This window comes from Leptogranulimonas caecicola (assembly GCF_023168405.1).
Lineage (GTDB): Bacteria > Actinomycetota > Coriobacteriia > Coriobacteriales > Atopobiaceae > Leptogranulimonas > Leptogranulimonas caecicola.
Genome location: NZ_AP025285.1, coordinates 180,304 through 204,714 on the forward strand (window position 1 = coordinate 180,304; position 24,411 = coordinate 204,714).

Genomic DNA, 24,411 nt, shown 5'->3' on the forward strand with positions numbered 1-24,411 from the left:
GGTCGGGGTTTTATCGGCTTGTATTTTAAAAACATATGAAGCAGGTGCGGCTGGAAGGGATCCGGCTGCACCTGCTATTTTTATGGCATTCGGGGGGGCGGCGCCATCTTAGAGGGAGAGTTGGTCGATCACGAGGGGGATCTCGTCGAGGGTATCCACCATGTGGTGCGCTCCTTTTTGAGAAAAGCAAAAGCGCGTCTCGCGCCGGGCAATCACATAATAACGAGCGCATCTTGCAGCTTCGATCCCGGTATTGGAGTCTTCCACAGCTACGCAACGCTGCGGGTTTACACCCAAGAGCCGCGCGGCTTTGAGGTACACATCAGGAGCAGGTTTGGAGTGAGCCACTTCGCTGCCGCTCACCACGGCCGCAAACTGGTCACGTACGCCGCAGCTACAAAGAGCAACCTCTATCTCTGCCGGTGAGGAGCACGAAGCCACGGCACAGGGAATGCCTCGGTCGTGCAAGCCCTCAAGACAGCGGTGCAGTCCGGCCATGGCTAGCTCGCCGAGCCTTCCATCAAGGGCGGCGAAAGCCGGCTCTACTGCCTCCTCAACGCCCAGGTCTGCCCAAGAGGGGTCGGGCTGGGGTACTTGTGCAAACCATCGCTCCAGGTGCTCGCGATATACCGGGGCAGAACATCCAACGATGTCGCTCACCTCGTCCCAGCTCAGAGAGACACCGTGTTGCCCAAAGAAATCCACGAGGATGCGGCAGTAGGCCGCCTCGGTGTCGACGATAACCCCATCCATGTCGAACACGACCGCCTCTACGGTGCCCATAATTCCTCCTGTTTGGAAAATTGGTATCAAGAAGTACGTATATTGTATACAATTACAGAAAGAAGGGACACAATCAAGGGAGATCTCCATGGGGCTGTTTGGGCACAAGGATCCGCAAAAGGTCTTCAACGGGCCTGAATTCACGGTGACGTCGGTCTTGTTTGAGCCGCCGCGCCTCTCGATGCTCCCTTGGGTGGTAGAGGATGCTTCCCGGGGGCTCTGGGCTGTGCGTTTTCCTGGCTGTGAGCCGGCGGTGTTTTGTGATGCGGATCTTCTGGCCTGCCAAATCGTCGAGCGCGCGCCTGAGCCTGAAGGCAACAATCGCGACCTAGCTGCTCGCATCATGGCCAATCCTGCCGCAGTGTCTCGAGGTAATGCTGCAGAGAAGGGGTGCTGCCTAGGGCTCTCTGTGGCGCTGGCGGTGCGCTCTGGCGCAGAGGGCGTTGCCCGCTTGGAGATTCCCGTTATAACAAGGGAGGTCTCCAGAGACTCCCTAGCGTTCAAGAGTCTAAGTGGTTATGCTGAAGAATTAAAGGGTTCCATGGACGCAGTGATTGCAAGAGGGGCCGCGAAGTCCGGGGGAGCGGAGCGCAAGGAATGAGCACAGGGTTAACCGTACCCGCCAAGGATCGTGCCTCTGAGGGCATTCGTTGGCTCATCGCCTCGCGTGGGCTTGGCCCAGGCGATCGCCTCCCGCCCGAGCGTGAACTCTGCGAGCTCGTGGGAGTATCGCGCACAGCTCTTAGGGGCGCCATTGCCGATCTTGTGGCTGGCAATGTGCTTGAGAGCCGCCATGGGTCGGGCACCTATGTGGCAGATCCACGGGTGCTTATGGTTTTTCAAGAAACCTACAACTATGGCGCTGCAGCGCGCGACGTGGGCATGAGGCCGGGCAGCGTGTTGGTGGTCTCTGGGGTGGAGGAAGCTCCCTCTGATGTGGCTCATCGCCTCGCGATACACCCTGGTGACCCGGTGTTTTTTTTCAAGCGGCTGAGGACGGCAGATGGCAGGCCCTGTTCCATAGAGACTGGCTGGATAGATCGGGAGCGCTTCTCGGGTATTGAGAATCACGATTACGCCCAGGAAAGTCTCTACGAGGTACTTGAGCGCGACTACGGCGTTCGTATCTCCCATGGCGAAGAGCGTATCTCGGTGACGCGGGTTCGCGAAGACGAGGCCCCTCTTTTAGGGCTTGCTCCTGGCGCCGCCGCCCTTTTCTTTCTTGCCGTCGAGAAGGACGACGCGGGCCTTCCCGTGGAGTTCAGCCGGCATATCATCCGCGCCGATCGCTATCATTTTGCGAGCAACGACCTGCCTGAGCATCTCAAGAGAAAGGTGGGTAAAAAGCCGTGGCTTTTCTCGTAACCCCGGGGGCTCTATCCCGAGAAGAACCCTTCTACCTTAGCATTCGTCGAATCATTGCCGAACGTATCGAGCGCGGCGACTATCCAGCCGGCGTCGCCTTGCCCTCTGAGAATGAGTTGGCAGATGAGTTTGGCTGCACGCGGCTCACGGTGCGAAACGCCGTGGGAGAGCTTGTGGATCGCGGCTTTGTGCGCCGCGTCCAAGGCAAAGGAGCCTTTGTGGTGAGCCTTTGGGATGGAGCCGAGGCTACCGGCATGGGGTTCCGAGAAATGGTTAGAGTGCACGATGCGGAGCCCTCGGTGCGCATTCTCTCGCGCTCACGACGCCTTGCAGGTCCCCTTTTTGCAGACCTTTTTGGGGTAGATCCCGAGGACGAGGTGTATGGCGTGCGCCGGCTCAACAGCGTTAACGGCGTTCCGGTTTCTATTGAGAGCGCCCTTATTCCGCTTGAGCTCTTTCCTGCTATCGAAGTTGTGGATGTGGCTGTCTTTAGCCTTTACGAGACCTATGCGATGTACGGGCATGAAGTGGTAGGCACCCAAGAGGTCCTTGGTTTGACCGAGCTTTCAGCACGGGATGCGGGGCTTCTCCGCGTGCGAGCAGGGGATCCCGCCATGACCCTAGACTGTGTGAGCTATGACAGCGATGGTCGATCCGTCGAGTATGTGAGAGCCCTTAACCTCGGTGATCGTGGGGGTTACGTCTACACCTATTGATCGTGTTCGCGACCATGCATTGAGGATGGGACACGGCAATGCTACCGTTTGTCCCTTAATAAACTACCGTTCGCCGGTATCCCCTGGTTATCATGAATTGGTATCAAAAGAGTGTTAGCTTGTTTATAGCAAATGGTTATAAAAAGTCCCCACTTGTACTCTTCCCATCGTCAAACATCGATCGTAAGGAAGGCTGCGGTGAAGTCGAAGATCCCCACGATGCTCGATTACGCCCGTGCGGCACAAGATCGTATGGTCGAGAACCTCGATCGCTCGGCAGAGCTCACCTGTTGGTTGGTAGATTCCTATGCAGCGACGCTCAGGCGTCCCGGAGGACCGGCGATTCGCATCATCGCCTCTGGGTCCTCTCGCCACGCAGCTGATTGCGCCCGCGATTTCATGGCGCAAACCCTTCAAGAACAAGTATCTGTGGTGACCCCGGAGCGCTTCATGGCCTTCGAGCACGATTACCCGGCCAACGCATTCAACGTGGTCATTTCTCAAAGTGGCTACTCCACCAACGTGATAGCGGCTCTCGACTTTTTGCGCGATCGCGGCAAGCCTTCTGTTGTGCTTACGGCAAACCCCCAATCGCCCGCTGCAGAGCATGCCGATGTGGCCGTGGACTACGGTTGCGGGCTCGAGGCGGTGGACTTTGTCACACAGGGCATGCTCACTTTGGTCGAATTCCTCATGTTCTTCGCGCTCTACGGAGCAGAGGAGGCGGGAACCCTCGGGCAGCAAGGCCTTGTGGAGGGGCTTGCTGCCGTCGAGGACGCCGTGGCTGCCCATCGTGCCTGCTTGCCCGTGGCCGACGCCTTTGTCGAGCGGCACATAGGCGAGCTTTCTCGCCGCTCTCCCGCTCTCATCGTGGGCAACGGCCCTGCCTGGGGCGTTGCCGAGGAGGCCTCCCTCAAGTTCCAAGAGACGCTCAAGATAAGCGCCGCCCCCTTCGAGGGCGAGGAGTTCCTGCATGGCCCCGAGATGCAAGTGGCCCCCGGCCACCTCGTGTTTATCCAAGACGACCCCGTTGGCTCACCTCGCCTTGCCCGCTGCGCTCAGGTCATGGCTCAGGTAACGCCCTCGGCATGGCTGCTTACAGCGCATCCCCAGGGCAAGGACTTTGAGGTGCCCTTGCCTTCCTGCGCAAACCCCCTCTGCACTGCCATTCCCAATCTCGCATTTTTCCAGGTGGTGGCAGCGACGGTGGCCGAGGCGACAAAGTCCTGGGACGTCCATCCGTTTTTAGCTGCCCATGAGGGCGAGCTTGGTAGCAAGGCCGCCGGCTACGACGAAGCCCAAGCCAAGCTGGAGCAGCGCGCATCCACTTTGTAGACACGGCGCGTACCTTAAAGCGCCTGTGCCAAGGGTGGCCGCCGGTACCCGACCGCCCCATACCATTCGAGAGAGAGTGAGAGGAATATCGTGAAAGAGACTGAGAAGGTTGAGATCATGCACTTCGACCAGGAGGGCTACCTCGCCGATGGAGAGGCCCTTCATGAGACCGGCAAGCTCATGGCTGCTATGGCAGATTCCGTGGCCGACGAGGGCTACGACGCTATCTTCCTCATGGGCGTAGGCGGTACATGGGATGAACTCATGCAGCTCGAATACATGATGAACAAGTACGGCGACAAGGATCTCGAGGTCTATCTCATCCATGCCGCCGAATGGCTCGTGGCAGGGCACAAGCGCATGACCGAGCGCTCTGTGGTGCTCACTGCTTCTGAGAGTGGCACTACGCCCGAGATCCTCGAGGCCGTGGCGAAGCTCAAGGAGATGGGCGTGCGCGTGGTGGCCATGACCAAGCCCGACGGCCCCATTGGCAAGGCGGTGGGTGCGAAAAACTGCGTGGCCATGGCGTCCAACCACGGTGCTGGCGGGTGCGAGGGCGGTTATTATCTCGCTGATTGTTTTGGTCTTAAGCTCCTTGAGCGCCGCGGGTGCTTCCCGGAGTACGAGCGCTTCATCGAGCAGTGTCGCGGGATCTGGGCCGATCTCATCGATATTCGCAAGTCGTTCGAGCCCGTTGCCGAGAAGATCGCGCGCTCCTATGCCCTTGCCCCTTACACCATGTTCGTGGGTTCTGGCGCCCTATGGGGGGAGACCATTCTGTTCGCCATGTGCATTCTCGAGGAGATGCAGTGGAAGCGCACGCGCTATGTGAGCTCTGCAGACTTCTTCCATGGCACTCTCGAGCTTGTGGAAGAGGGCGTCCCCGTGGTGCTCTTCAAGGGCGTCGACGAGTATCGCAAGCTCGATGAGCGCGTGGAGGCGTTCCTTAAGAGTGGCCGCACGGGCGACAACGACATCGTTGTCATCGATATCGACGAGTTTGCGACGCCCTCCATTGACAAGGAGTTCCGCACCATCGTAAGCCCGTGGATTCTCTCATCCCTTGTGACCGATCGCGTGGCTGCCTACTACGAGACCGTCACCAAGCATAACCTCAACTATCGCCGTTACTACCACCAGTTCGAGTACTAACACGTAGCCGTGGCCCGCAGGGTGTTGGCCACGGCACAGGGGAGGGAGACTCATGAGAAGGTTCGTCATCGCATCCCACGCCCACTTCGCCCAGGGGATCGCCGAGGCTTTAGCGTTTCTTGTGGGGGAGCGCGAGGACCTCGCGACGGTATGTTTGTTCGTCGATGGCAACGACGACGTAGCAGCTGCGGCGACAGAGGCCGTAGGCGCAGGGGATGACGAGGTCGTGGTGTGCTGCGACATTCTTGGAGGGTCGGTGTGCAATGAGTTCACCAAGCTCCTTGCAAAAACCCCCAACCTTCATGTGGTGGCCAACATGAGCCTCCCTCTCTTGATCTCCCTGCTCTTCTCCGATCCCGCCGAACCCATTGAGGAGGTGGTGCGCCAAGCCGTGGCTTCGCCGGATGTGGCGCCTAAATATGTGAACGATCTCGTGGCATCTGAGGATGTCGAGGAAGAGGAGTTTTGAGACCGGCTTTGAGGTTTGGGCTTGCACATCCATCCGTTCGTCTCTAATTCCTGGGGGTATTAAAAATGATTCTATTGTTGAGGGTCGATCATCGATTGCTCCATGGGCAAGTCGCTGTTTCGTGGTGCCAGGGACTGGGTGCCAACTGCGTCTTTTGCGTTGGCGACCACGTCGCCAACGATCCTGTATGGAAGACTACGCTCAAGTTGGGCAAGCCCGCTGGCTGCAAGTTGGTCATCAAGGATATGGACCATGCCGTCGAAGCCATCAATTCTGGCGTTACCGATAAGTACCGCATGATCGTCAGCGTGCAAACCATCGCCGAGGCTAAAGAGCTTGCCGATCGCTGCCCTGCAGTGACTAGCATCAACCTGGGCAACACCAAGGCGAGTCCCACAACCCGGGAGGTCTCTCGCCAGATCTTCCTCGAGCCAGAGGAGGAGGTCATGATCCGCGAACTTCTCGACCGGGGCGTCGAGGTGGAGATCAGGCCTTTGGCCGATGACCCTAAGGTTGACGCTGCCTCCGTGCTCTAGGGCTATCCCTTCGAATCCACTCCACAGATTGGCAAAATCATGATTGTACAAGCTGTACTCGTCGGCCTTATTGGTGCCCTCGGGTGTCTCGATTACCAGCTGGGCACACTTTATATGTTCAGACCCATCGTCATGTGCCCTCTAGTGGGCCTGGCTCTGGGTGATCTTCAGACCGGCCTCGCCGTGGGCGCCAGCCTCGAGCTGCTCTTCATGGGATCCATCTCCATCGGCGCCTACGTGCCACCCAACGAGACCATTGGCGGCGTGCTCGCGTGCGCGTTTGCCATCTCGCTTGGCGAGGGCACGGAGGCAGCCATCGCCTTGGCCATGCCTATTGCAGTGCTCTCGCTGGCCATTGGCAACTTGCTTCAGCCCATTTGGCCCTTCTTTGTCGACAAAGCTGATTCTTTTGCTAAGAAAGGCAATCTTAAAGGCATCTATGCTGTGCACTGGGGCATTGGCCTTTGGGGGTGCTTTGAATACTTCTTGCTCTGTGGTGGCGCATTCCTTCTTGGCGTAGACGCTGTTCAGGGCATCCTCGACTGGATTCCCAGCTTTATCCTGGACGGCTTTGGCGTCGCGGCAAACCTGCTTCCTGCCATGGGCTTTGCTATGCTCGGCCGTCTTGTGATTACCAAGAAGCTCGTTCCCTTCTACTTCTTGGGCTTCTTGCTCTGCAGCTACATGGGGGTGCCGGTGCTGGGTGTGGCCATCCTTGCCATCATCATTGGCATTGAGAAGTTCGATCTTATCAACATGGACATGGGAGCTCAGGTAGCCCTCGAGGGAGATGACGACGATGACTTCTGATGTGATGAACCTCAATGTCACCAATCTGGGCGACCAGGTCGAAGATGAGGATATGATTACCCATAAGGACCTGGTTAAATCGGCCTTGGGTGTGGGGTCTTTGGGCATGGAGTTCTCCTGGACCTACTACAAGCAGATGAACATTGCCTTTTGCCTCATGCTTGCAAACATGCTCAAGAAGATCTATAGGAACGACCCCGAGGGCTATAAGGCTGCTCTCGAGCGACATCTAGCCTTCTTTAACATCACTGTGCAGTTCGCTCCCTTCGTGGGTGGTGTGGCCATCTCCATGGAGGAGCGTGTGGCCAGGGGCGAGATCGAGCCAGAGTCGGTGAACGACGTCAAGGCGGCGCTCATGGGCCCGCTCTCAGGCATCGGTGATTCTATATTCCTTGCCACTATTCGTGTTATCGCTGCCGCTGTGGGTATCGCTCTTTGCCAAGCGGGCAACCCCTTTGGCCCCATCGCCTTTTTGCTCATCTTTAACATCCCCGGCTTTTGGCTGAGGATCTGGGGTGTCCAGAAAGGTTACGAACTTGGTGTGGATTTCCTTGCCAAGGCGCAGGAAAACGGCCTTATGACCAAGGTGATGACCGCCGTATCCATTGTGGGCATCATGGTGGTCGGAGCCATGAGCGTGGACATGTTCTGGGCATCAATCCCCATAGAGATCGGCGTGGGTGAGAATGTGCAGACGGTCCAGGATATCCTCGACGGCATCATGCCGGGCATGCTGGGCATGGCGGCATTCTGGATTTATTATTGGCTCCTCTCTAAGAAAATAAGCCCCTCGTGGCTCATCGTAGGATCGATGCTGCTTGGCGTAGTGGGCGTCTACTTTGGATTCTTGGCTTAACCCCCAGGGACGGGCGGCGGCCGGCTGAGGTTGGCCGCCGCCCTTTTTGTGTGGTCACAAGATGGGTGGATGGAATTGCGAATTACCTCGGAAAGGGGCGCCTCTGCGCCGTGTGATAAAAGATGAGAAGAACCGTCGATGCCACCATGGAGGAACCCCGCCTCTCGAGGGCAGAGGTCGACCTGATTTGGATCGAGTCACTCCAGTGGTGCGCTAACAACGCTGTCTACTTCTTGGGCCTCATCGGCGCCGCCACCTATGATCTTTCTGGTGGCGCATTTCTTGTTGCCGCGGTCACCTTAGTGCGCAATCTATGTGTCTCGGCTGGCAACGCCTTGGCAGGGCCGGCCATCGATAGGGTTGGGCCGCGCCGGGTAGCCATGGTTACAGTGGCCTTGGCTGCGGTGTCGAGCCTCGTGATGGGGGTTGTGCCCATCAGCGTGCCGTCCTTGATCTTCGCAGCGGTTTTTCTGGGGATTTGCGGTGGCTTCCTCAACACCACCACCCACGCCTATCCAAGCTACCTTCAGCCAGACGAGCAGGGCAGGCAACGGCTCAACGGCCTTTTGGTGTTCTATAGCAACATTGCTTTCACCCTAGGGCCCGTCGCAGGCGGGCTTTTGGTGGGTGTGTTGCCCACTAACTCAGTCTATTTGTTCATGGCGGTCGTCATGGCGGTGACCTTTCTATTTGCCCGTGATTGCAAAGAGCGGGTAAAGCCTGCCGGCGAAGATGACAGGCTCACGGGCGTAATCTCGGGCATGGTGGAGGGCGCGCGCATGACCTTTGACAATCGCGATCTTCTTGTCATCTTTGTCTCGGGGTTTTTAGGTTTCTTTGCCTTTGGCGCCTTCGACTCTTTAGAGTCGCTGTTCTATCGCGATGTCCTTCAGGTGGATATCGTGTGGCTGGGATGGCTCTCTGCCGTGGTGGGCCTTACCTCGTCGGTGGGCGCTTGGGTGCTCACCCGCATACCCACTTCCCGGGTTAATCTGGGCCTGCTTTTGGGCTCACTCTTTGTGGTGGGCGTGGGCTCCATGGTCTATGTGGGAACCAACATTTTGTGGGTGGCCATTCTCGGCCAAGCTGTCAATGGTTTTGCCTGGGGCTTCTTAGAGCCAGTGCAAATGACGCTGGTACAGCAGGAGACGCCCATCGCCTCCCTCGGGCGCGTCATGGGGTTTGTGCGCTTTGGCCTCATGAGCGCTGGCGTGGTGCCCTTGTTGGCAGCCCCCTTTTTGGCTGATGTCCTTGGTGTCCAGCGGGTGCTTTTTGGCGCCTCGTGCATCATCGCAGCGGTGGGTGCGGCGTTTTGCATGTGGTGGTGCCTGAGAAGCAAAAAGGAATAGCTGCCGCAGAGGTCCTGCGCCCCGTGACCTGCGGCTTTGTTAGATCACCAGATTCTGCGGCGCACCCTGGCAATAGGCTGCAACATTTTCAAAGGCTATGGTGGCGCGTCGAACCATGGCTTCGGCAGTGAAGTAGCCCACGTGAGGTGTGAGTACCGTATGGGGCGCCTTAAGGAGTGGGTTGGTAGAGGGTAGCGGCGGCTCCTAGTCAAAGACGTCGATAGCGGCCCCAGCAAGATGACCAGAGGTGAGAGCCTGGGCAAGAGCCGGGGTGTCCACGATAGGCCCACGGGCACAATTCACCAGATAGCTGCCGGGTTTCATGGTGGCGATCTTCTCGGCATCGAGAAAACCCCGCGTCTCAGGAGTCAGGGGCAGGTGCACCGTAAGGATGTCTGAGTGAGTCAGAAGATCTTTGAGGCCCGGATACTCTACGCCCAGGGCGACGCAGTGAGGATTTTGATGGCGCGCGTAGCCCAAGACACGAGCTCCAAAGGCTAAAAAGAGCTGGGCCACCCGAGTTCCAATGTGACCGGTGCCCAAAATGCCTACGGTCTTGCCCGCGATCTCGGTACCCAGAAGGCCTTGGGAGGTGCCTCCGCTGCGCGTTGCCTGCTAGCAGGCGGGTATCTGGCGCAAAAGGTCTACGGTAAGTCCGCACACGAGCTCGGCCACCGAGGTGTCGGAGTAGCCCGCGCAATTGCTCAGGAGGATGCCGCGGGCGCGGCAGGCGTCCAGGGCCACTTGATCTACTCCAGTGAAGGCGACGTCGACAAACTTGAGTTGGGGGAGGGCTTGGATGACCTGCGCCGGCAGGGGCGTGTTGTCGATGATGATAATGTCGGCGCCCTGGGCTCGTTGGATCAGCTGGCCAGGATCTTTGGTGGGGGTGTCGTAGGCCTTGAAGCGATGGCCTGCGGCTTTGAGCGGGGCGGCGAGCGTATTTATGGTTTCTTGGGGCACCAAGAGGGGCTCGAGCAAGACGATGTTCATAAAAATGCTCCTTTCTCTTGTGCATCCTAACCTACAGATTGCTAGCGGAGTTTCGGCAGAGGCGCGCAGACCCGTGAGCGTGATGAAGGCCTATGAGGTCTTGGTGCACGCGCTTGTAGGACTTCCCTAAATCCATAGGCGCGAAGTCCTATGAAGGGACCATTTAGCCGTTGATAGATGTCTCTTCCGGGTACCTTAATGGGGCAGACATGCTCGCTGAAGGGTTGGGAGATGAGGTTATGGCGCTCTTTGAAGCAGAGCATCTCAAGACTCGCTATCTGAGCCATGGAAAGCCTTTCTCGCCCTTCGAGGACGTGTCGTTTTTCTTGGAGGCTGGGGGTGTTTACGATCTCACCGGCCCCTCGGGTTCAGGCAAGACCACTCTTTTGAGAGTCTGTGCTCGACTGCTCCCCAAAACCGCCGGCACTCTGCGTCTTAACGGCCAGGATTCCGATGGGATGAGCCCGGTGGCCTGGCGCCGTCAGGTGTGTTTGGTGCCTCAGCAGAGCGTACTGGTGCCCGGCACGGTGGGCGACAACCTCAGGCTTCCCTGGACGCTCAAGGTCAACGCAGGCATCACTCCTCCAGCTGATGAGGAGCTGCAAGCGCTTTTGGACGCAGTGGATCTTAACGAGGTGAGCTGTCATATGGACGCCTCCCAACTCTCCGGCGGCCAGCAGGCGCGAGTGGCGCTCCTGCGGGCGTTTGTGACCCACCCAAAAGTGCTGCTCTTAGACGAGGTAGATGCTGGCCTCGATGATGAGTCGGCCAAGGCGGTGGGGCTTCTCTGCCGCTCTGTGGCACAAAAAGAAGGCTCGGCTGTGCTGCGCATTCGCCATAGGCCTCCCGACGGATTTGCCACCGCCACCTTTGTGCTGGCCCAGGGCGTGATGAGCCGCCGCGAGGCTGCAGGAAGGGACAAATCATGACTGGCGGTGTGGTAAACATCGGCTACCCTCAGCTCCTGTTCGCAGTGGCTCTTATAGCGGTGGACCTCCTGGTCTCCTGGAAGCTGCGCTTGGGGCTGGTAAAATCCATCACCATCTCCACGGTCCGCCTGCTCATCCAGCTTCTGGCCTTGGGCTTTGTGCTGGGCTACCTCTTTCAATATCAAACCTTTTGGTGGGTTGCATTGGCAGTGGCGGTGATGTCTCTGGCGGCCACCCAGATCGCCTGCGACCGCACCCGCAAAACGGTGCACGGCATAGCCCCCAGCGTTTTTCTCTCCATCTTTGTGCCGTCGGTGTCGGTGGCCCTGGTGGTGGTTGACGGGGTTATCGGCGCGACGCCTTGGTGGAACGCCCAGCAACTCATCCCCATTATGGGCATGGTGATGGGCAACGCGCTCTCCTCGGTGTCGGTGGCCATCGAGCGCCTTTTTGCCGACATGGACGCGCGCAGCCAGGAGATGTATACGCTGGTGGCGCTGGGGGCAACCCCTCGGGAAGCGGCGTTTCCCTCCATCAAGGCGGCAGTGTCGGCGGGCATGGCGCCTACCCTGGCTACCATGTGTGCCGCTGGCATTGTGCAGATCCCCGGGATGATGAGCGGCCAGATCCTGGCCGGGGCAGATCCTATGGTGGCGGCCAAATACCAGATCGTGGTGCTGCTTATGATCAGCGCTGCCAGCACCGCGGCCATCGTGGCTGCCTGTTATCTGGCCTACAAGCGGCGCTTTAGCTCGGAGGGCTACTATCTGGAGCCGGGCCTTAGAGATGACCTCTCTCAGAAGGGTCCAAGGCCCTAGAGGCATGAGGGTTACGCTCTTGCGACACTAAAGGCGCTGGGGTGTTGAGAAGGCACACCAACGCCTAGACTTATCTCAGTATGAATGAGGGGAGCCTTCATGGATCACATGCCTGTCAACGCCACCATGTATGACTACGGTGCGCAAAAATCGTCCATCCGCGAGATCGCTGCCTACGGCGCCGCACGCAAGGCGCAGATCGGCGCCCAAAACGTCTTCGACTTCTCGCTGGGAAACCCCTCGGTGCCGGCGCCCCCTCAGGTGCGCAAGGCCATTCAAGAGGCCCTGGAGCTGCCTTCGCTGGAGCTCCACGGCTATACGCCGGCAGCGGGTCTCATGAGCTGCCGATCTGCAGTGGCCAACTCCATCAACCGCCGCTTTGGCACGGGCTACGATGCCTCTGACTTCTTCATGACGGTGGGTGCCGCCGCCTCGCTTTCCTGCGTGTTCAACGCGGTGGTGGTCCCCGGCGACGAGGTCATCGTGATCTCTCCCTACTTCCCTGAGTACAAGGTGTGGATCGAGACCGCCGGCGCCACCTGCGTCGAGGTGCCTGCGCTGCCAGACACCTTCAACCTTGATGTGGAGGCCATCGCCGCCGCCCTCAATGCCCGCACCAAGGCCGTGGTGATCAACTCTCCCAACAACCCCGTGGGCGTGGTCTACGACGCCGAGACGCTGGCTCGTTTGGCCGTAGCCCTGGAGAAAGCCGAGCGCACCTTTGGCTCCACCATCTATCTGGTGAGCGACGAGCCCTATCGCGAGATCACCTACGGAGCCGAGGTCCCCTGGGTTCCCGGCGTCTACGACCGCACGCTGGTGTGCTACTCCTACTCCAAGTCGCTGTCTTTGCCCGGCGAGCGCGTGGGCTGGGTGCTTGTCCCCAACACCAATCCAAATCACGACCTGCTGGTAAACGCCGTGGCAGGCGCCGCCCGTGCCCTGGGCTTTGTGTGCGCTCCCTCGCTCTTTCAGCGCGTCATCGAGCGCTGCGTGGACGTCCCTACAGACGTGGTCGCCTATGCCGAGAACCGCAGCCTCCTTACCCGCGGCCTCTCTGGCCTTGGCTATGAGTATGTGGAGCCCGAAGGCGCCTTCTACCTGTGGGTCAAAGCCTTAGAGCCCGACGCTCAAGCCTTCTTCGAGCGCGCCAAGTCCTTCGAGCTGCTGCCGGTGCCCAGTGATTCTTTTGGTTGTTCTGGCTGGGTGCGCGTGGGTTACTGCGTCTCCCGTGAGACCATAGCAAACTCCATGGGCGCCTGGGCGTCTTTGATGGAGAGCTATCGCCAGTAAAAGCCCGACCCCCGCGGGAGGCCGGCATACAAGTTTGGGAGCACTACTGTGGCCTTGGAAAACCGCTGCGACGTCCATACCCATACCGTCTTTTCCTATCATGCCTATTCCACAGTGGAAGAGAATGTGCGCGCAGCTCATGATCGCGGGTTGGAGATCCTGGGAATCGCCGACCATTTTTCGCCGTTGGTATCAGTCTCAGGCGATTTTAGGGAGTACCAGCACTTTGTCAACCAAAACTGCTGGCCTCGCCAGTGGATGGGCGTCACCTTGCTGCGCGGCGCCGAGGTAGACATCGTCGACCTGGAGGGCACCTTCTTTGGGGCTGCCAAAGACAAGACCTCGGGCTTCTTTGGCGAAGGGCGTGCGCCCTTCAGCCTGCTGGAGGAGTGCACGCGCGACTGCGATTATCTGGTGGCCTCGGTCCACGAGAAGGGTTTTGCTGCCGGAGCCACTCCCGAGCAGCTCGCAGCCATGTATGGTGCCGCTGTCTGCCATCCCAAGGTGCTCATCCTAGGCCACATTGGCCGCACGGGGCTTCCCTTCGACATCGACAGCCTTCTGGATGTGGTGGCCGCCCAGCACAAGCTAGTGGAGATCAATGAGCATAGCTTTGACTTGAGTGCCGGCGCCAACCCTGTCATGGAGGCTCGTTGCGAGGCCATTGTGCGTGCCTGCGCCGAGCGCGACATCTCCATAGCCGTCAACACCGACGCCCACATAAGCTTTGATGTGGGCCGCGTGCCACGTGCCATGGCGCTGCTCAAGCGCGTGGGCTTCCCTGAACGCCTTGTCGCCACCCGCTCCGCCGAGGCCTTCCTTGAGGCTGCTGCCCCCGTCTTCTCGCTCTAGGAGTCCATGCCGCCCCTGGCAGTCTTTTAGGCCCTGCCAAAACCCAGCACACAAGCCATCCCAGCCAGGGCCTCCAGCTGCCAGTGGCAGACGCATGTCGGCCGCCATGGGCCCCTGGGATTTTCGTGGCTTGGGTGTGCTGACGTATCCCCAAAGTCTAGTTGGGCAGGAACACTTCAGTGCGTGACCATCCTTTGTGAGGGGGCTGCTTTGAAGAAGTTTGTATCGTGGAACGTCAATGGCATTCGTGCCATCGTGCGTAAGAATTTTATGGAAGTCTTCGATGCCCAGAACGCCGACTGCTTTGGCGTCCAGGAGACCAAATGCCAAGAGGGCCAGGTAGAGCTCGATCTGCCGGGCTACTATCAAACCTGGTCCTATGCCGAGAAAAAAGGCTACAGCGGCACGGCGGTCTTCTCTCGCGAGAAACCCATTCAGGTGGTGCGCAAGACGGGCCTTGAAGTGGCAGACGTCGAGGGTCGCATCTGTGCCTGCGAGTTCGAGCCTTACTGGTTTGTCTCGGTCTACTCGCCCAACTCCCAAGACCAGCTGCAGCGCCTGAGCATCCGTGAGGAGTGGGACGCGCATCTTACCCACTTGCTGGACGACATGGCCAAGGACAAGCCAGTGATTCTCTGCGGCGACCTCAATGTGGCCCATGAGCCTATCGATCTCAAAGATCCCGAGAAGAACGCCGGCCATGCAGGCTTCACCGACGCTGAGCGCGACGATCTCACGCGTCTTTTGGACTCCGGCTTCACTGATACCTTCCGCTATTTGCACCCCGATCAGGCAGACACCTACACCTGGTGGAGCTATCGCGAGCGCGGGCGCCTTTCCAACACCGGCTGGCGCCTGGATTACTTCCTGGTCTCCAATGACCTGCGCGACAAGATCTCTGGCGCAGCCTGTCTCATGGACATCGAGGGCTCCGACCACTGCCCCATCACGCTGGAGCTGGATATCTAAGCTCCAGGCGAGTCCCCCAGCGAGCCCCAAAGAAACCCAAGCTACAGGTGCTGGGGTTTCTCGGTAAGGCGGGATTTGTGGACGTGTGCAGCGAGTCTTGTGAACGATCTGAGCATGGAGGGCTCTCGCGGTTTGGGAGGGCCCTTGGCGTCTTGTGCAGTCGATCCTTAGCGGCAGAAGGCGATGACGCGCTCTAGGTCGCGGGCGGCTTGGATGTAGCCCAGGTCCCAGGCTTCATCGAGCTTTTGGGTGTCTAAGGTGGAGTTTTGCACCGGCATAGTGTCGGGGCGGATTACCAGGGCGCGGCCTTGGCGCTCCAGCTCTTCCAGCTGTGCGAGGGCGGCGTTGTAGCGCTGGGGGCGGGTGATGAGGGCCTCGGCAACCAGGGGGTAGGCACCAAAGGTGCGGCGGATGAGCACCTTGTGCGCCGTGCCGTAGGTTTGCTTGCGGTAGCCCCGAGGACGTGTGGTGATGACCACGAGTTTCTCTGCGCCGTCGGCCAGCGCCATGGGGTGGGGAAGCCCCGCGCCTTCGCCCAGGCCGCCGTCAAACATCACTTCGCCGTCGATGGCGATGGGGTTCATGAGCAGGGGCATGGTGGAGCTGGCGCGGCAGTGGCTGGCCAGGTCGACGGCGTCTTTGTAGTCGCGTTTGTGCCATACCACCGTACGGCCGGTGGTGGCAGAGAACGCCTGCATCACGGCTTCGGCCGGGTTGTCGCAGAAGGCTTGCCATGCTATGGGCACTTCGCCTGAGGCCACGCAGCCCTCGTAGAGGTAGTCGGAGTTAAAGAAGCCGTCGCCGTGCATAAAGTGGGAGAGGCCTCCAAAACGGGGGTCCTCGGCATAGTCCACAAACTGCAGGCGGGAGCGGTGGGGGTCGCGGGCCACATGGTTTGCGGTGAGCGAGGAGCCGGCCGAGATCCCGCAGACATACCGAAACTCCAGGCCTACCTCGGTGATAGCTTGAGAGAAGGCCCCGGTATAGGCTGCGCGCATTCCGCCGCCTTCAAAGCACAGGGCGGCATTGGCGATGTAGGGCATAGCACACTTCCAATCACGGGAGAGCGGGTAGAGCCCGATCGAACATCATGGCATTGTACTGTGGGAGCAAAGGAGTGAGCTATGGAGTTGATAACTGATATCGCGGAGGCCCGGCAGACGTTGGCCCAAGCAGTGGATGAGAGCCAAAACCTGGTGTTTCTGGGAGGCGCGGGGGTCTCGGTGGCCAGCGGCATCCCGGACTTTCGCTCGGTGGACGGGCTTTACCATCAGAAGTTCGACTATCCGCCCGAGACCATGCTCTCCCACGAGTTTTACGAGACGCACCCTGAGGAGTTCTTTCGGTTTTACAAAGAAAAGATGATTCCTCGCGGGGCAAAACCCAACCAAGCCCACTACAAATTGGCCCAGCTAGAGCAGGACGGCCCCTTGAAGGCGGTGCTCACCCAAAACATCGACGGCTTGCACCAGATGGCTGGCAGCAAAAGTGTGCTGGAGCTTCATGGCTCGGTGCACCGCAACAAGTGCCTGCGCTGCGGCGAGGTCTACTCGGCCCAATGGGTGCTGGATCAGCCGGGAGTGCCGGTATGCGACCAGTGCGGCGGCCCTATCAAACCGGATGTGGTGCTCTATGGAGAGGCCCTTGACCAGCAGGTCCTCAATGTCGCAGCCGATGCGGTGGCCGGCTGCGACACCCTCGTCATTGGCGGGACCTCTTTGGTGGTGTGGCCGGTAGCTGGCTTGGTGCAGCTTTTTGGCGGCAAGAGGCTCGTCATGGTGAACCTTCAGCCTACGCCCCAGGACGCGGTGGCAGACCTCATGATCCGCGTGCCTATCGAGGAAGCCTTCGACTTCTAGGGATTCTCTTGGGGCTCGTGCCGCTCCTAAACGACGCAGGGCAGGGCCCACAGGAGAGGTCGACCCGGAAGGCCGAGGGTTTCTCGGCACCTCGGGGCGCGAATATCGTTTTTTGCCCTAGGCTACAATTTGAAAGATCACCAGCAGCACCATCTTCCAAATCTGCAGCCCAGGGCAGGCAGGGAAGACTGTAGTCAGAGTGCGTGGGCCTAAGGGCCCTCGCCATAGACAGAGGAGAGCCATGGCGGCCGAGCACGGTATGGATCGGGCAAAGATCGAGGCAGGGGTACGCCTGATGCTTGAGGGCATGGGCGAGGACCCTGAGCGCGAAGGGCTCAAAGACACGCCGGCGCGCGTGGCTCGGGCTATGGAGGAGTGCTGCGGGGGGCTTGGCCGCGATGCCAAAGAGCTGTTCTCGGTGACTTTCGACGCAGAATGCCATGATGTGGTTATCGTGCGCGACATCGCCTTTTACTCCCTGTGCGAGCATCACTTGCTGCCCTTTTTTGGCGTGGCCCACATCGCCTACATCCCCGGCGACGACGGTCGGGTCTGCGGCATCTCCAAGCTGGCTCGCGCGGTGGAGCTCTATGCGAGGCGCCCGCAGCTGCAGGAGCGCCTTTGCGCCCAGGTGGCCGACGCCATCGTGGAAAACCTTGAGCCTCGCGGCGTGGTAGTCATCATGGAGGCCGAGCATCTGTGCATGACCATGCGCGGGGTAAGAAAGCCTGGGGCGCGCACCACCACCTCGGCGGTGAGGGGTTGCTTTGCCAAGAACCCCACCACCCGCGCCGAGGCCCTGAAGCTCATCTTCGACGGCACCCACGCGTAAGGAGGCGCCATGCTTAGAGAGGACTTTGCCACCTGGCAGTGCGGCGACCGCGAGTTGTCGTTGGCTCGCCCACGCATCATGGGTGTGCTCAATGTGACGCCGGACTCGTTCTCCGACGGCGGCCAGAACTTCGATGCCGACCTGGCCATCGCCCGCGGCCTGGAGCTTTTGGACCAGGGTGCAGATATCGTCGATGTGGGCGGCGAGTCTACGCGCCCCGGCTTTGTGCCGGTGGACCCCGACGAAGAGGCTCGCCGCGTCCTGCCTGTCATCCGCGAGCTGGCGCGGGCGGGGGCGCTGGTCTCGGTGGATACCCGCCATGCCTCGGTGGCCGCCATGGCCCTGCGCATGGGGGCGCGCATCGTCAACGACGTCACCGGCTTCACCGACCCCGCCATGGTCTCTGTGGCCACCGGCTCCAACTGCGGTTTGGTGGTAGTCCATGCAGGCGAGGTCTCCGACCATCCCCAGCGAAAGTCCGTGCTTTTGGACTCCGACCCTCGCGTCCGGGCCCAAGAAGCTGCCGAGAAACCCGCTCCCGCTGCCGGCGAGTCTCCTGCCGCTGGAGCGTCTGAGAATGCAACCGGCGGCGAAGCTGCGGCCCAGGAGGGCGTCGCTTCTGGCGAGGCTGCCCCGGCCTCTGTGCCCCAGGGCGCTACAGGGCCTGCAGGCTCTGCCGCCAGCCGTCTGGACGAGGTCATGCGCCGCAGCGCTCGGGGGTACACTAGCCCAACCGTGCGCCTGTCCTCTGGCTCCCATCGCCGCTTCACGCTGCCCGAGAGCGCCCCCATCATGCGCCGCATCATGGGCTTTTTGGGCGATCAAGCCCGCACCCTCATGCGCGCCGGCGTGGCTCACGACCGCATCGCGTTGGACCCAGGCCCTGGCTTTGGCAAGCTGGCCGACGAAGACGTGGTCATCCAGCGGGCCACTGCTCAGATGGCTTCCATGGGCTATCCCATTTGCTGCGCCATCTCCCGCAAGCGCTTTGTGGGGGCCATCTCCGGCGTGGACGAGGCTGCCCAGCGCGACGCTGCCACTATCGGCGCAGCGCTGGCCGCCGCTGCCGCCGGCGCCCGCATCCTGCGCGTGCATGACGTGGCCCACACTGCCGAAGCCCTGAACGGCTTTTGGACCATCGCTCATCCCGCCCAGGTGCGCGCTTTTGTGGCTTTGGGCTCCAACGTGGGCGATCGCTTGGGCTATTTGGCCCGCGCCGTGGCCCTCATCAACGAGATCCCCCTCACCTGCGTGGTGGCGGTGAGTCGCGCCTACGAGTCAGATCCTGCCTATGGCATCGCGACTCCTGTGGCCAACGCGGTAGCAGAGATACGTACCGAGCTGGCGCCGGAAGTCCTTCTCGGCCACCTGCTGGCCATCGAGGACGCCCTGGGCCGCACCCGCGTGCCGGGCGAGGAGGGCCACGGGCCTCGCACCATCGACTGCGACCTGGTGTTTATGGAAGGCGAGACCCACGGCGGCAGCCGGCTGAGGCTGCCCCATCCCGGTCTCACCGAGCGCGACTTTGTGCTGGTCCCCATGGAGGACCTGGTGCGCGATCCGGCGCGCTACCTGCGCCACGCCGGCGTGACGGTGAAACCCCGCGAGGAGCGCGTGGGTATCGTGCGCGCCCAGCTAGGCCCCATCGAGTGGTAACGCGATCCTAGGTTAGCAGCGATATAAAGAAGGAAATTATGCAGAGTTCTTGGCTTCCTGAGGCCGCATCGGTTCTGGACGACATCAAAACCCTGGGCCGAGAGGGTAAGCCCGCAGGTACCTTGAGCGTCGTCGGGGCTCAGTCCCATGGACGAGCCCGTCAGGGCCACCTTTGGCTCGATGCCCGGGCCCCCTTGGCCGCGGGCGTCCTTTTGCGCCCCCAGGCTCCCATGGGCCTGCTCGTCGGCCTTGCCCCTGTCTGCGGCTACGCTTGCGTGCAGGCGCTCAAGGCCGCTGGTGTGCCCTGCGCACTGGCTTGGCCCAACGACATCGTGACAGAGGGCGCCAAGTTGGGATCTGTGGTGTGCGAGGCAGGCTATGGCGACGGGGTTTTCGTGGCCGCCGCCGTCATGCTCAACGTGGCCGGCGCCCCCGCCTCTTTCGCGAGCTGCGGCTCACCGGAGCCTCGTCCTGCGGCAACGCTGGGGGCGTTCTTGCCGGAGCTTGCCCAAGATGCCCAGAAATGCGCCCGTCTAGGCCAGGACCTCTGCGCTGCCATGGAGGGGGAGTGCGAGCGTTGGAGCGCCGCCATCGGTCAGGGCGCCGGGGCTGCGGGCCCCTTGGGTCCCATTCTCTCTGCCTGGTTTGACGAGATGCCCCTTATGGGACAGCCGGTTCGGGCGCTTCTGCCCGATGGCCGGGCGGCCGCCGAGGGCCTTCTAGCCGGCATCGACGGCTGGGGCCGCATCACTGTCGTTGGCGCCGACGGCCAGGAGCACGAGCTCTCCTTCGAGCAAGCTTCAGTGCGACCGATGGCCCAAGAATGCGAGCCCGAGGCGCAATAGCGTGCGGGAGGGGGAGGGTTTCTCGGCAGTTTAGCCTTGCTCGCCCCGGTAATGGCGCCAGATGCGATGGATGCCCCGCAGCGTGAGCTGGGGGTCGAGCTGGGTGAAGCAGGTGCACACCGCATCGACGGTGCGCGCGAGGCCCCCGGTGGCGATCACCGGGCAGCCAGGGGCGCCAAGCTCTTCTTGAATGCGAGCCACAAGGCCCTCTGCCATTGCCGCAGCTCCTACCACGATGCCGCTTTGAAGCGCCTCTTCCGAGGTGGAGCCAATGGTATGCGGCGGCACTTCGATAGGGGTGGAAGAAAGCTTGGAGGCGCGCTGGAAGAGGGCCTCGGCAGAAAGCATGATGCCGGGGGCGATGACTCCCCCCACAAAGGCGCCGTCGGGGGCGACCACGTCGATATTGGTGGCGGTGCCAAAATCCACCACGATGACCGGGGCCCCATAGCAAGCCAGCGCTTCCATGGCGTTGGCGATGCGGTCTGCCCCCACTTGGGTGGGGTAGGGCATGCGAATGGGGATGGGCGGCTCTTTGAGCGTTCCCACCATGAGGTGGGGCTTTCGCAGCCTCGCCAGACAGGCGTTCCAGGCATGCTGGAGAGACGGCACTACCGACGCCACTGCCACTGCGTCCACAGACTCCAGGGAGTATCCGCGGCCTGCCAAAAAGTTGGTGAGGATCATCAAGATCTCATCCGAGGTGGCGCGCTTATCGGTTTGGGCGCGCCAGCACTGGCATACGTCTCCCGAGGGGCCAATGAGCCCCAGCGTGGTTTGAGTGTTTCCCACATCTACCGATAAAAACATAGGTTCACCTCGTCAGAGTGCGCCCCGGCCCGCGATAAGCTCCAGGGCGGCGCGCCGGAATTGTTCTAGCCCACACTCTAGCAAGAGAGGCACGGTAGCCCCTCGCAGCGTCTCTTCAAGCGACAAAACCGCAGCTTTTGAGGGCGAACGCGTTCCTTGAGCTCACCGGCTCTCCATATTGGGCCGAGGGTGATGGCACCTATCGCGAAGCGTGCTATCATACAAAGGCTGTTTCGCCCAGGTAGCTCCTGGGCGTCCCCTTAGCCCTGGTCGGAAACCAGGGCAGACCATAAGGAGTCCTGCATGAAGAAGAACATCCATCCTGAGTACATGGAGTGCACCGTTCGCTGCTCCTGCGGCAACACCTGGACCACCCGTGCCACCGTGCCCGAGATGACTCTGGATCTTTGCGACAAGTGCCACCCCTTCTACACCGGCACTCAGAAGCTGGTCGACACCGGCGGACGCGTTCAGCGCTTTGCCGACAAGTTTGGCGGCGCCGCCAAGGCCCAGCTGGACAAGGCTGCTGCCCGCAAAGCCGCCAATGCCGAGAAGGACGCCCAACAGCGCGCCGAGCGTGCTGCCAAGGCTGAGGCCAAGGCTGCCGCCAAGGCCGCCCGCGCTGCCGAGTACGCCAAGAAGGCTGAGGCCGAGGCTGCCGCCAAGGCCGCTGAGGCTGTTGCCGACGAGGCGGTAGCCGAGGTTGCCGAGGCTGAGACCGAGGCTGCAAAGGACGCTGAGTAAGCGCTTATTCTCCTAGGTGCTCCTGCCTAATGTGCAGGCACCGCAGGTAATGGCAGAAAAAGAAGCCCAAATCTTTACTGAGGATTTGGGCTTCTTTCTTAGAGATCGAAGTCAGAAGATCAAAGGATACAGGCTCTAGGCCGCCTTGATCTACACCAGCTTGAAGTTGCTCTTGTTGTCCTCTTTGTCGTCGCCCTTGTCATCCTGGGTTTCTTCATTCTGCTGAGTCAGCATCATCTCTGCAAAGGCCTTGAGCTGCTCGGAGCGTGCCTGGGCCTCCTCTGCAGACTCGTGCTTGTAGGTGCAGTTGCACTCGCTGGTGATGACGCGAGCGGCCTTCATGTTGAGGGCGTCAGCTCGAAGGTCTTCAAGCTGCCCTGCGCCGCGAGCCTGCTCGATGACCTTCTCGCCGTCTTGAGGATTAAGGCCTAGAAGGGCTGGAATTTCCTGGTCTGCGACTTTGAGCTTCTTCTCGGCAGCGTAGGCAGAAAGAGCGGCTTGCTCGCCAGCCACATGAGCAGCGCGGTCATCTAGCATGGCGGTCATTGCGGCGCTGTCGATGCCCATGTGGGCGGCATAGGTGGCAAGATCCATGCCAGCCTGGGCGGCCTCAAAGCTCATGGATTGCTCCAGAGCGCTACGGTACTTGGCGATCTCGTCCATAGGAACTGCCTGGTTAAGGCGGAGTGCCAACTGTTGGGCGCAGAGCGCGGGCTTGGACTGCTCCACCGACTGGGTGTTCATGGCCTCAAGCTGGCTGCGCAAGGTAGTGCGGAACTCCTGGACGGTGGAAGCGCCATCGATATGCTCGGCTACCCAAGCATCATCGATGTCTTCAGGCTTGATGCCATTGCTTGAGGCGATGCCGGCGATGGCAAAGTCGATGTCGGCATCGGTCACCTGGCTCACAGTCACAGTGATGGACACTGGATCGTAGCTAGAAAGGGTGTAGTGATAGCGGTCGCCAATTTTGAGTGGTGCCGGCTTGTGAATCTCAAGATCCATGGTGAATGCTCCTCTGACAGATCGTGGCCCTAAAACAGCCATTGCTCATTGTGAAGGCTTCTACCCGATGGAGCCAGTCTGTGCGCTTTAATTTTTGCGGATGCCCTCTACATACAGTTGGCAAACCGCCTGCCAGAGATATTTGACCATCCTGTGCTCTTGAGCGACATGCATAATCCCTGCGCGCGAGTGGTATTATCTGTAGGCTTAACAGTACTTACCGCGGCGCCCTGTCGCGTCATCAAAGGAGCCTCGGATGCGTGAACGTCTCTTAGCCTTGCTCGAAGCCTATCACGAGCTCGAAGCAAAACTCGGCGATCCTGCCGTCTATAACGATCCTCAAGAATATGCACGTCTTGCCAAGGAACACTCCTCCCAAGCAGAGCTTGCCGAGAAGGCCCAGGCCTACCTGTCTGCATTGGATGATATTGAGGCAGCCAAAGAGCTGCTTCATGAAGAGAACGATGCAGAGACTCGCGAACTTTTGCAGGCAGACATTGCAGAGAATGAAGCCAAATTGCCTGGCCTTGAAGAGGAGATCAAGGTCATGCTTATTCCTGGCGATCCCAACGACGAGAAGGACACCATCGTTGAGATTCGCGCTGGCGTAGGCGGCGATGAGGCGGCCATCTTTGCCGGTGACCTTTTCAAGATGTATGAGCGTTTCTGTGAGGCGCGCGGTTGGAAGATCGAGATACTCTCCAGCAGCCCCTCTGAGGCCGGCGGCTTTAAGACCATCGAGTTCAAGGTCACTGGTGACAAGGTCTACTCTGTCATGAAGTACGAGAGCGGCGTCCACCGCGTGCAGCGCGTTCCCAAGACCGAGAGCCAGGGGCGTATCCAGACTTCCACTGCCACTGTGGCGGTGCTCCCTGAAGCTGACGATATCGATATTCAAATCGACCCCAGCGACCTGCGCATCGACACCTATTGCGCCAGCGGTCCTGGTGGCCAGTGCGTGAACACCACCTATTCGGCGGTGCGTATCACCCACCTGCCCACAAACACTGTGGTGCAGTCCCAAGACCAGCGCTCTCAGATCCAGAATCGCGAGGTCTGCATGCAGATGCTGCGCGCCCGCCTCTATGAGATGGAGCTTGAGCGTCAACAGGCCGAGCTGGGGGCTGAGCGTCTGAGCCAAATTGGTCACGGCAATCGTTCTGAGAAGATCCGTACCTACAACCAACCTCAGGACCGTGTGACCGATCATCGCATTGGCTTTAACGGCACTTACAACGGTGTGCTTCTGGGCGACACCCTTCCCTCTGTGATCGAGGCTTTGGCTGCAGCAGATCGCGCTCAACGTTTGGCTGAGGCTGTTTGATAAGAGCTTCGAGCTCACCAACAGTTTGTGTGAGATCCTCTCATCGAGCGTGGTTGCTTGAGGAGAGGATCTTTTTTAAGGCAGGAGCCTTGAGCCAATGACGCGCTGAGA

Annotated in this window: 26 protein-coding genes and 1 pseudogene; 21 read left to right on the forward strand and 6 right to left on the reverse strand. The window is 60.2% G+C overall.

Annotation, left to right across the window (positions count from 1 at the left end; translation table 11 throughout):
- Positions 1-108 precede the first annotated feature (108 nt).
- Complete coding sequence (locus OR601_RS00775; protein ID WP_265591858.1) at positions 109-783, reverse strand: HAD family hydrolase; 675 nt, start codon at positions 781-783, stop codon at positions 109-111.
- A gap of 88 nt (positions 784-871) precedes the next feature.
- On the opposite strand from OR601_RS00775, the gene OR601_RS00780 reads away from it, so the two are divergent.
- The 10 genes from OR601_RS00780 to OR601_RS00825 all read left to right on the forward strand — a co-directional run bounded on the left by OR601_RS00780 (position 872) and on the right by OR601_RS00825 (position 9,371).
- Positions 872-1,384 (forward strand): hypothetical protein, encoded by a 513-nt coding sequence (locus OR601_RS00780; RefSeq protein ID WP_265591859.1) that lies wholly within the window; start codon positions 872-874, stop codon positions 1,382-1,384.
- Entirely contained in the window at positions 1,381-2,148 is a 768-nt protein-coding gene (locus OR601_RS00785) for a GntR family transcriptional regulator (RefSeq protein WP_265591860.1), read from the forward strand. Before OR601_RS00780 ends, OR601_RS00785 begins: the two co-directional genes overlap by 4 nt.
- Complete coding sequence (locus OR601_RS00790; protein ID WP_265591861.1) at positions 2,133-2,864, forward strand: GntR family transcriptional regulator; 732 nt, start codon at positions 2,133-2,135, stop codon at positions 2,862-2,864. The genes OR601_RS00785 and OR601_RS00790 overlap by 16 nt, the downstream gene beginning before the upstream one ends.
- Positions 2,865-3,062: 198 nt before the next feature.
- On the forward strand, positions 3,063-4,199 hold the full coding sequence (locus OR601_RS00795; protein ID WP_168896116.1) for an SIS domain-containing protein: 1,137 nt from the start codon (positions 3,063-3,065) through the stop codon (positions 4,197-4,199).
- Between the two features lie 90 nt (positions 4,200-4,289).
- Complete coding sequence (locus OR601_RS00800; protein WP_168896115.1) at positions 4,290-5,351, forward strand: SIS domain-containing protein; 1,062 nt, start codon at positions 4,290-4,292, stop codon at positions 5,349-5,351.
- A 52-nt stretch (positions 5,352-5,403) separates the two neighbouring features.
- Positions 5,404-5,820 (forward strand): PTS sugar transporter subunit IIA, encoded by a 417-nt coding sequence (locus OR601_RS00805; RefSeq protein WP_168896114.1) that lies wholly within the window; start codon positions 5,404-5,406, stop codon positions 5,818-5,820.
- A gap of 65 nt (positions 5,821-5,885) precedes the next feature.
- Positions 5,886-6,356 (forward strand): PTS sugar transporter subunit IIB, encoded by a 471-nt coding sequence (locus tag OR601_RS00810; protein ID WP_136011611.1) that lies wholly within the window; start codon positions 5,886-5,888, stop codon positions 6,354-6,356.
- Between the two features lie 39 nt (positions 6,357-6,395).
- Positions 6,396-7,166, forward strand: coding sequence for a PTS mannose/fructose/sorbose/N-acetylgalactosamine transporter subunit IIC (locus tag OR601_RS00815; protein WP_265591862.1), 771 nt, complete (start codon positions 6,396-6,398; stop codon positions 7,164-7,166).
- Positions 7,167-7,170: 4 nt separating this feature from the next.
- Complete coding sequence (locus tag OR601_RS00820) at positions 7,171-8,022, forward strand: PTS system mannose/fructose/sorbose family transporter subunit IID (protein ID WP_265592351.1); 852 nt, start codon at positions 7,171-7,173, stop codon at positions 8,020-8,022.
- Positions 8,023-8,144: 122 nt separating this feature from the next.
- Complete coding sequence (locus tag OR601_RS00825; protein WP_247647648.1) at positions 8,145-9,371, forward strand: MFS transporter; 1,227 nt, start codon at positions 8,145-8,147, stop codon at positions 9,369-9,371.
- Positions 9,372-9,575: 204 nt separating this feature from the next.
- Here the strand turns inward: OR601_RS00825 and OR601_RS00830 are convergent.
- Together OR601_RS00830 and OR601_RS00835 are read right to left on the reverse strand one after the other, a co-directional pair.
- Positions 9,576-9,962: pseudogene (locus OR601_RS00830) on the reverse strand (NAD(P)-dependent oxidoreductase); the annotation flags it as partial.
- Positions 9,963-9,986: 24 nt separating this feature from the next.
- Positions 9,987-10,364, reverse strand: coding sequence for a Rossmann-fold NAD(P)-binding domain-containing protein (locus OR601_RS00835; protein WP_265591863.1), 378 nt, complete (start codon positions 10,362-10,364; stop codon positions 9,987-9,989).
- A gap of 209 nt (positions 10,365-10,573) precedes the next feature.
- On the opposite strand from OR601_RS00835, the gene OR601_RS00840 reads away from it, so the two are divergent.
- The 5 genes from OR601_RS00840 to OR601_RS00860 all read left to right on the forward strand — a co-directional run bounded on the left by OR601_RS00840 (position 10,574) and on the right by OR601_RS00860 (position 15,225).
- On the forward strand, positions 10,574-11,293 hold the full coding sequence (locus OR601_RS00840) for an ABC transporter ATP-binding protein (RefSeq protein ID WP_265591864.1): 720 nt from the start codon (positions 10,574-10,576) through the stop codon (positions 11,291-11,293).
- Entirely contained in the window at positions 11,290-12,111 is an 822-nt protein-coding gene (locus tag OR601_RS00845; RefSeq protein WP_265591865.1) for an ABC transporter permease, read from the forward strand. Before OR601_RS00840 ends, OR601_RS00845 begins: the two co-directional genes overlap by 4 nt.
- 108 nt (positions 12,112-12,219) lie before the next feature.
- On the forward strand, positions 12,220-13,404 hold the full coding sequence (locus OR601_RS00850) for a pyridoxal phosphate-dependent aminotransferase (RefSeq protein ID WP_265592353.1): 1,185 nt from the start codon (positions 12,220-12,222) through the stop codon (positions 13,402-13,404).
- Positions 13,405-13,452: 48 nt separating this feature from the next.
- Positions 13,453-14,256, forward strand: coding sequence for a PHP domain-containing protein (locus OR601_RS00855; RefSeq protein ID WP_265591866.1), 804 nt, complete (start codon positions 13,453-13,455; stop codon positions 14,254-14,256).
- Between the two features lie 210 nt (positions 14,257-14,466).
- The gene (locus OR601_RS00860) at positions 14,467-15,225 is read left to right on the forward strand and encodes an exodeoxyribonuclease III (RefSeq protein ID WP_136011604.1); all 759 of its coding nucleotides are present in this window, start codon (positions 14,467-14,469) and stop codon (positions 15,223-15,225) included.
- 167 nt (positions 15,226-15,392) lie between these two features.
- Here OR601_RS00860 and OR601_RS00865 read toward each other — a convergent pair whose 3' ends face one another.
- The gene (locus OR601_RS00865; protein ID WP_136011603.1) at positions 15,393-16,268 is read right to left on the reverse strand and encodes a patatin-like phospholipase family protein; all 876 of its coding nucleotides are present in this window, start codon (positions 16,266-16,268) and stop codon (positions 15,393-15,395) included.
- Between the two features lie 81 nt (positions 16,269-16,349).
- Here OR601_RS00865 and OR601_RS00870 point away from each other — a divergent pair, with 81 nt between their 5' ends.
- The 4 genes from OR601_RS00870 to OR601_RS00885 all read left to right on the forward strand — a co-directional run bounded on the left by OR601_RS00870 (position 16,350) and on the right by OR601_RS00885 (position 20,417).
- A complete protein-coding gene (locus OR601_RS00870) occupies positions 16,350-17,084 on the forward strand; it encodes an NAD-dependent protein deacylase (protein WP_136011602.1) in 735 nt (244 codons plus the stop codon).
- Between the two features lie 241 nt (positions 17,085-17,325).
- A complete protein-coding gene (gene folE, locus OR601_RS00875; protein ID WP_136011601.1) occupies positions 17,326-17,916 on the forward strand; it encodes a GTP cyclohydrolase I FolE in 591 nt (196 codons plus the stop codon).
- Positions 17,917-17,925: 9 nt separating this feature from the next.
- Positions 17,926-19,572 (forward strand): 2-amino-4-hydroxy-6-hydroxymethyldihydropteridine diphosphokinase, encoded by a 1,647-nt coding sequence (gene folK, locus OR601_RS00880; RefSeq protein ID WP_136011600.1) that lies wholly within the window; start codon positions 17,926-17,928, stop codon positions 19,570-19,572.
- Positions 19,573-19,610: 38 nt separating this feature from the next.
- Entirely contained in the window at positions 19,611-20,417 is an 807-nt protein-coding gene (locus tag OR601_RS00885) for a biotin--[acetyl-CoA-carboxylase] ligase (protein WP_136011599.1), read from the forward strand.
- A 30-nt stretch (positions 20,418-20,447) separates the two neighbouring features.
- Here OR601_RS00885 and OR601_RS00890 read toward each other — a convergent pair whose 3' ends face one another.
- On the reverse strand, positions 20,448-21,227 hold the full coding sequence (locus tag OR601_RS00890; protein WP_136011598.1) for a type III pantothenate kinase: 780 nt from the start codon (positions 21,225-21,227) through the stop codon (positions 20,448-20,450).
- A 303-nt stretch (positions 21,228-21,530) separates the two neighbouring features.
- On the opposite strand from OR601_RS00890, the gene rpmE reads away from it, so the two are divergent.
- Complete coding sequence (gene rpmE / locus OR601_RS00895; protein WP_136011597.1) at positions 21,531-21,971, forward strand: 50S ribosomal protein L31; 441 nt, start codon at positions 21,531-21,533, stop codon at positions 21,969-21,971.
- A gap of 150 nt (positions 21,972-22,121) precedes the next feature.
- Here rpmE and OR601_RS00900 read toward each other — a convergent pair whose 3' ends face one another.
- Complete coding sequence (locus OR601_RS00900; protein WP_265591869.1) at positions 22,122-22,976, reverse strand: SurA N-terminal domain-containing protein; 855 nt, start codon at positions 22,974-22,976, stop codon at positions 22,122-22,124.
- A 256-nt stretch (positions 22,977-23,232) separates the two neighbouring features.
- On the opposite strand from OR601_RS00900, the gene prfA reads away from it, so the two are divergent.
- Complete coding sequence (prfA, locus tag OR601_RS00905; protein ID WP_265591871.1) at positions 23,233-24,300, forward strand: peptide chain release factor 1; 1,068 nt, start codon at positions 23,233-23,235, stop codon at positions 24,298-24,300.
- The last annotated feature ends 111 nt before the right edge of the window (positions 24,301-24,411 follow it).

What these genes read in the sequence shown, in the direction of transcription:
- OR601_RS00775 (WP_265591858.1), bottom strand. Translation starts at nt 783, where the DNA reads ATGGGCACCGTAGAGGCGGTCGTGTTCGACATGGATGGGGTTATCGTC.
- OR601_RS00780 (WP_265591859.1), top strand. Translation starts at nt 872, where the DNA reads ATGGGGCTGTTTGGGCACAAGGATCCGCAAAAGGTCTTCAACGGGCCT.
- OR601_RS00785 (WP_265591860.1), top strand. Translation starts at nt 1,381, where the DNA reads ATGAGCACAGGGTTAACCGTACCCGCCAAGGATCGTGCCTCTGAGGGC.
- OR601_RS00805 (WP_168896114.1), top strand. Translation starts at nt 5,404, where the DNA reads ATGAGAAGGTTCGTCATCGCATCCCACGCCCACTTCGCCCAGGGGATC.
- OR601_RS00810 (WP_136011611.1), top strand. Translation starts at nt 5,886, where the DNA reads ATGATTCTATTGTTGAGGGTCGATCATCGATTGCTCCATGGGCAAGTC.
- OR601_RS00815 (WP_265591862.1), top strand. Translation starts at nt 6,396, where the DNA reads ATGATTGTACAAGCTGTACTCGTCGGCCTTATTGGTGCCCTCGGGTGT.
- OR601_RS00820 (WP_265592351.1), top strand. Translation starts at nt 7,171, where the DNA reads ATGAACCTCAATGTCACCAATCTGGGCGACCAGGTCGAAGATGAGGAT.
- OR601_RS00825 (WP_247647648.1), top strand. Translation starts at nt 8,145, where the DNA reads ATGAGAAGAACCGTCGATGCCACCATGGAGGAACCCCGCCTCTCGAGG.
- OR601_RS00835 (WP_265591863.1), bottom strand. Translation starts at nt 10,364, where the DNA reads ATGAACATCGTCTTGCTCGAGCCCCTCTTGGTGCCCCAAGAAACCATA.
- OR601_RS00840 (WP_265591864.1), top strand. Translation starts at nt 10,574, where the DNA reads ATGCTCGCTGAAGGGTTGGGAGATGAGGTTATGGCGCTCTTTGAAGCA.
- OR601_RS00845 (WP_265591865.1), top strand. Translation starts at nt 11,290, where the DNA reads ATGACTGGCGGTGTGGTAAACATCGGCTACCCTCAGCTCCTGTTCGCA.
- OR601_RS00850 (WP_265592353.1), top strand. Translation starts at nt 12,220, where the DNA reads ATGCCTGTCAACGCCACCATGTATGACTACGGTGCGCAAAAATCGTCC.
- OR601_RS00865 (WP_136011603.1), bottom strand. Translation starts at nt 16,268, where the DNA reads ATGCCCTACATCGCCAATGCCGCCCTGTGCTTTGAAGGCGGCGGAATG.
- OR601_RS00870 (WP_136011602.1), top strand. Translation starts at nt 16,350, where the DNA reads ATGGAGTTGATAACTGATATCGCGGAGGCCCGGCAGACGTTGGCCCAA.
- folE (WP_136011601.1), top strand. Translation starts at nt 17,326, where the DNA reads ATGGCGGCCGAGCACGGTATGGATCGGGCAAAGATCGAGGCAGGGGTA.
- folK (WP_136011600.1), top strand. Translation starts at nt 17,926, where the DNA reads ATGCTTAGAGAGGACTTTGCCACCTGGCAGTGCGGCGACCGCGAGTTG.
- OR601_RS00885 (WP_136011599.1), top strand. Translation starts at nt 19,611, where the DNA reads ATGCAGAGTTCTTGGCTTCCTGAGGCCGCATCGGTTCTGGACGACATC.
- OR601_RS00890 (WP_136011598.1), bottom strand. Translation starts at nt 21,227, where the DNA reads ATGTTTTTATCGGTAGATGTGGGAAACACTCAAACCACGCTGGGGCTC.
- rpmE (WP_136011597.1), top strand. Translation starts at nt 21,531, where the DNA reads ATGAAGAAGAACATCCATCCTGAGTACATGGAGTGCACCGTTCGCTGC.
- OR601_RS00900 (WP_265591869.1), bottom strand. Translation starts at nt 22,976, where the DNA reads ATGGATCTTGAGATTCACAAGCCGGCACCACTCAAAATTGGCGACCGC.
- prfA (WP_265591871.1), top strand. Translation starts at nt 23,233, where the DNA reads ATGCGTGAACGTCTCTTAGCCTTGCTCGAAGCCTATCACGAGCTCGAA.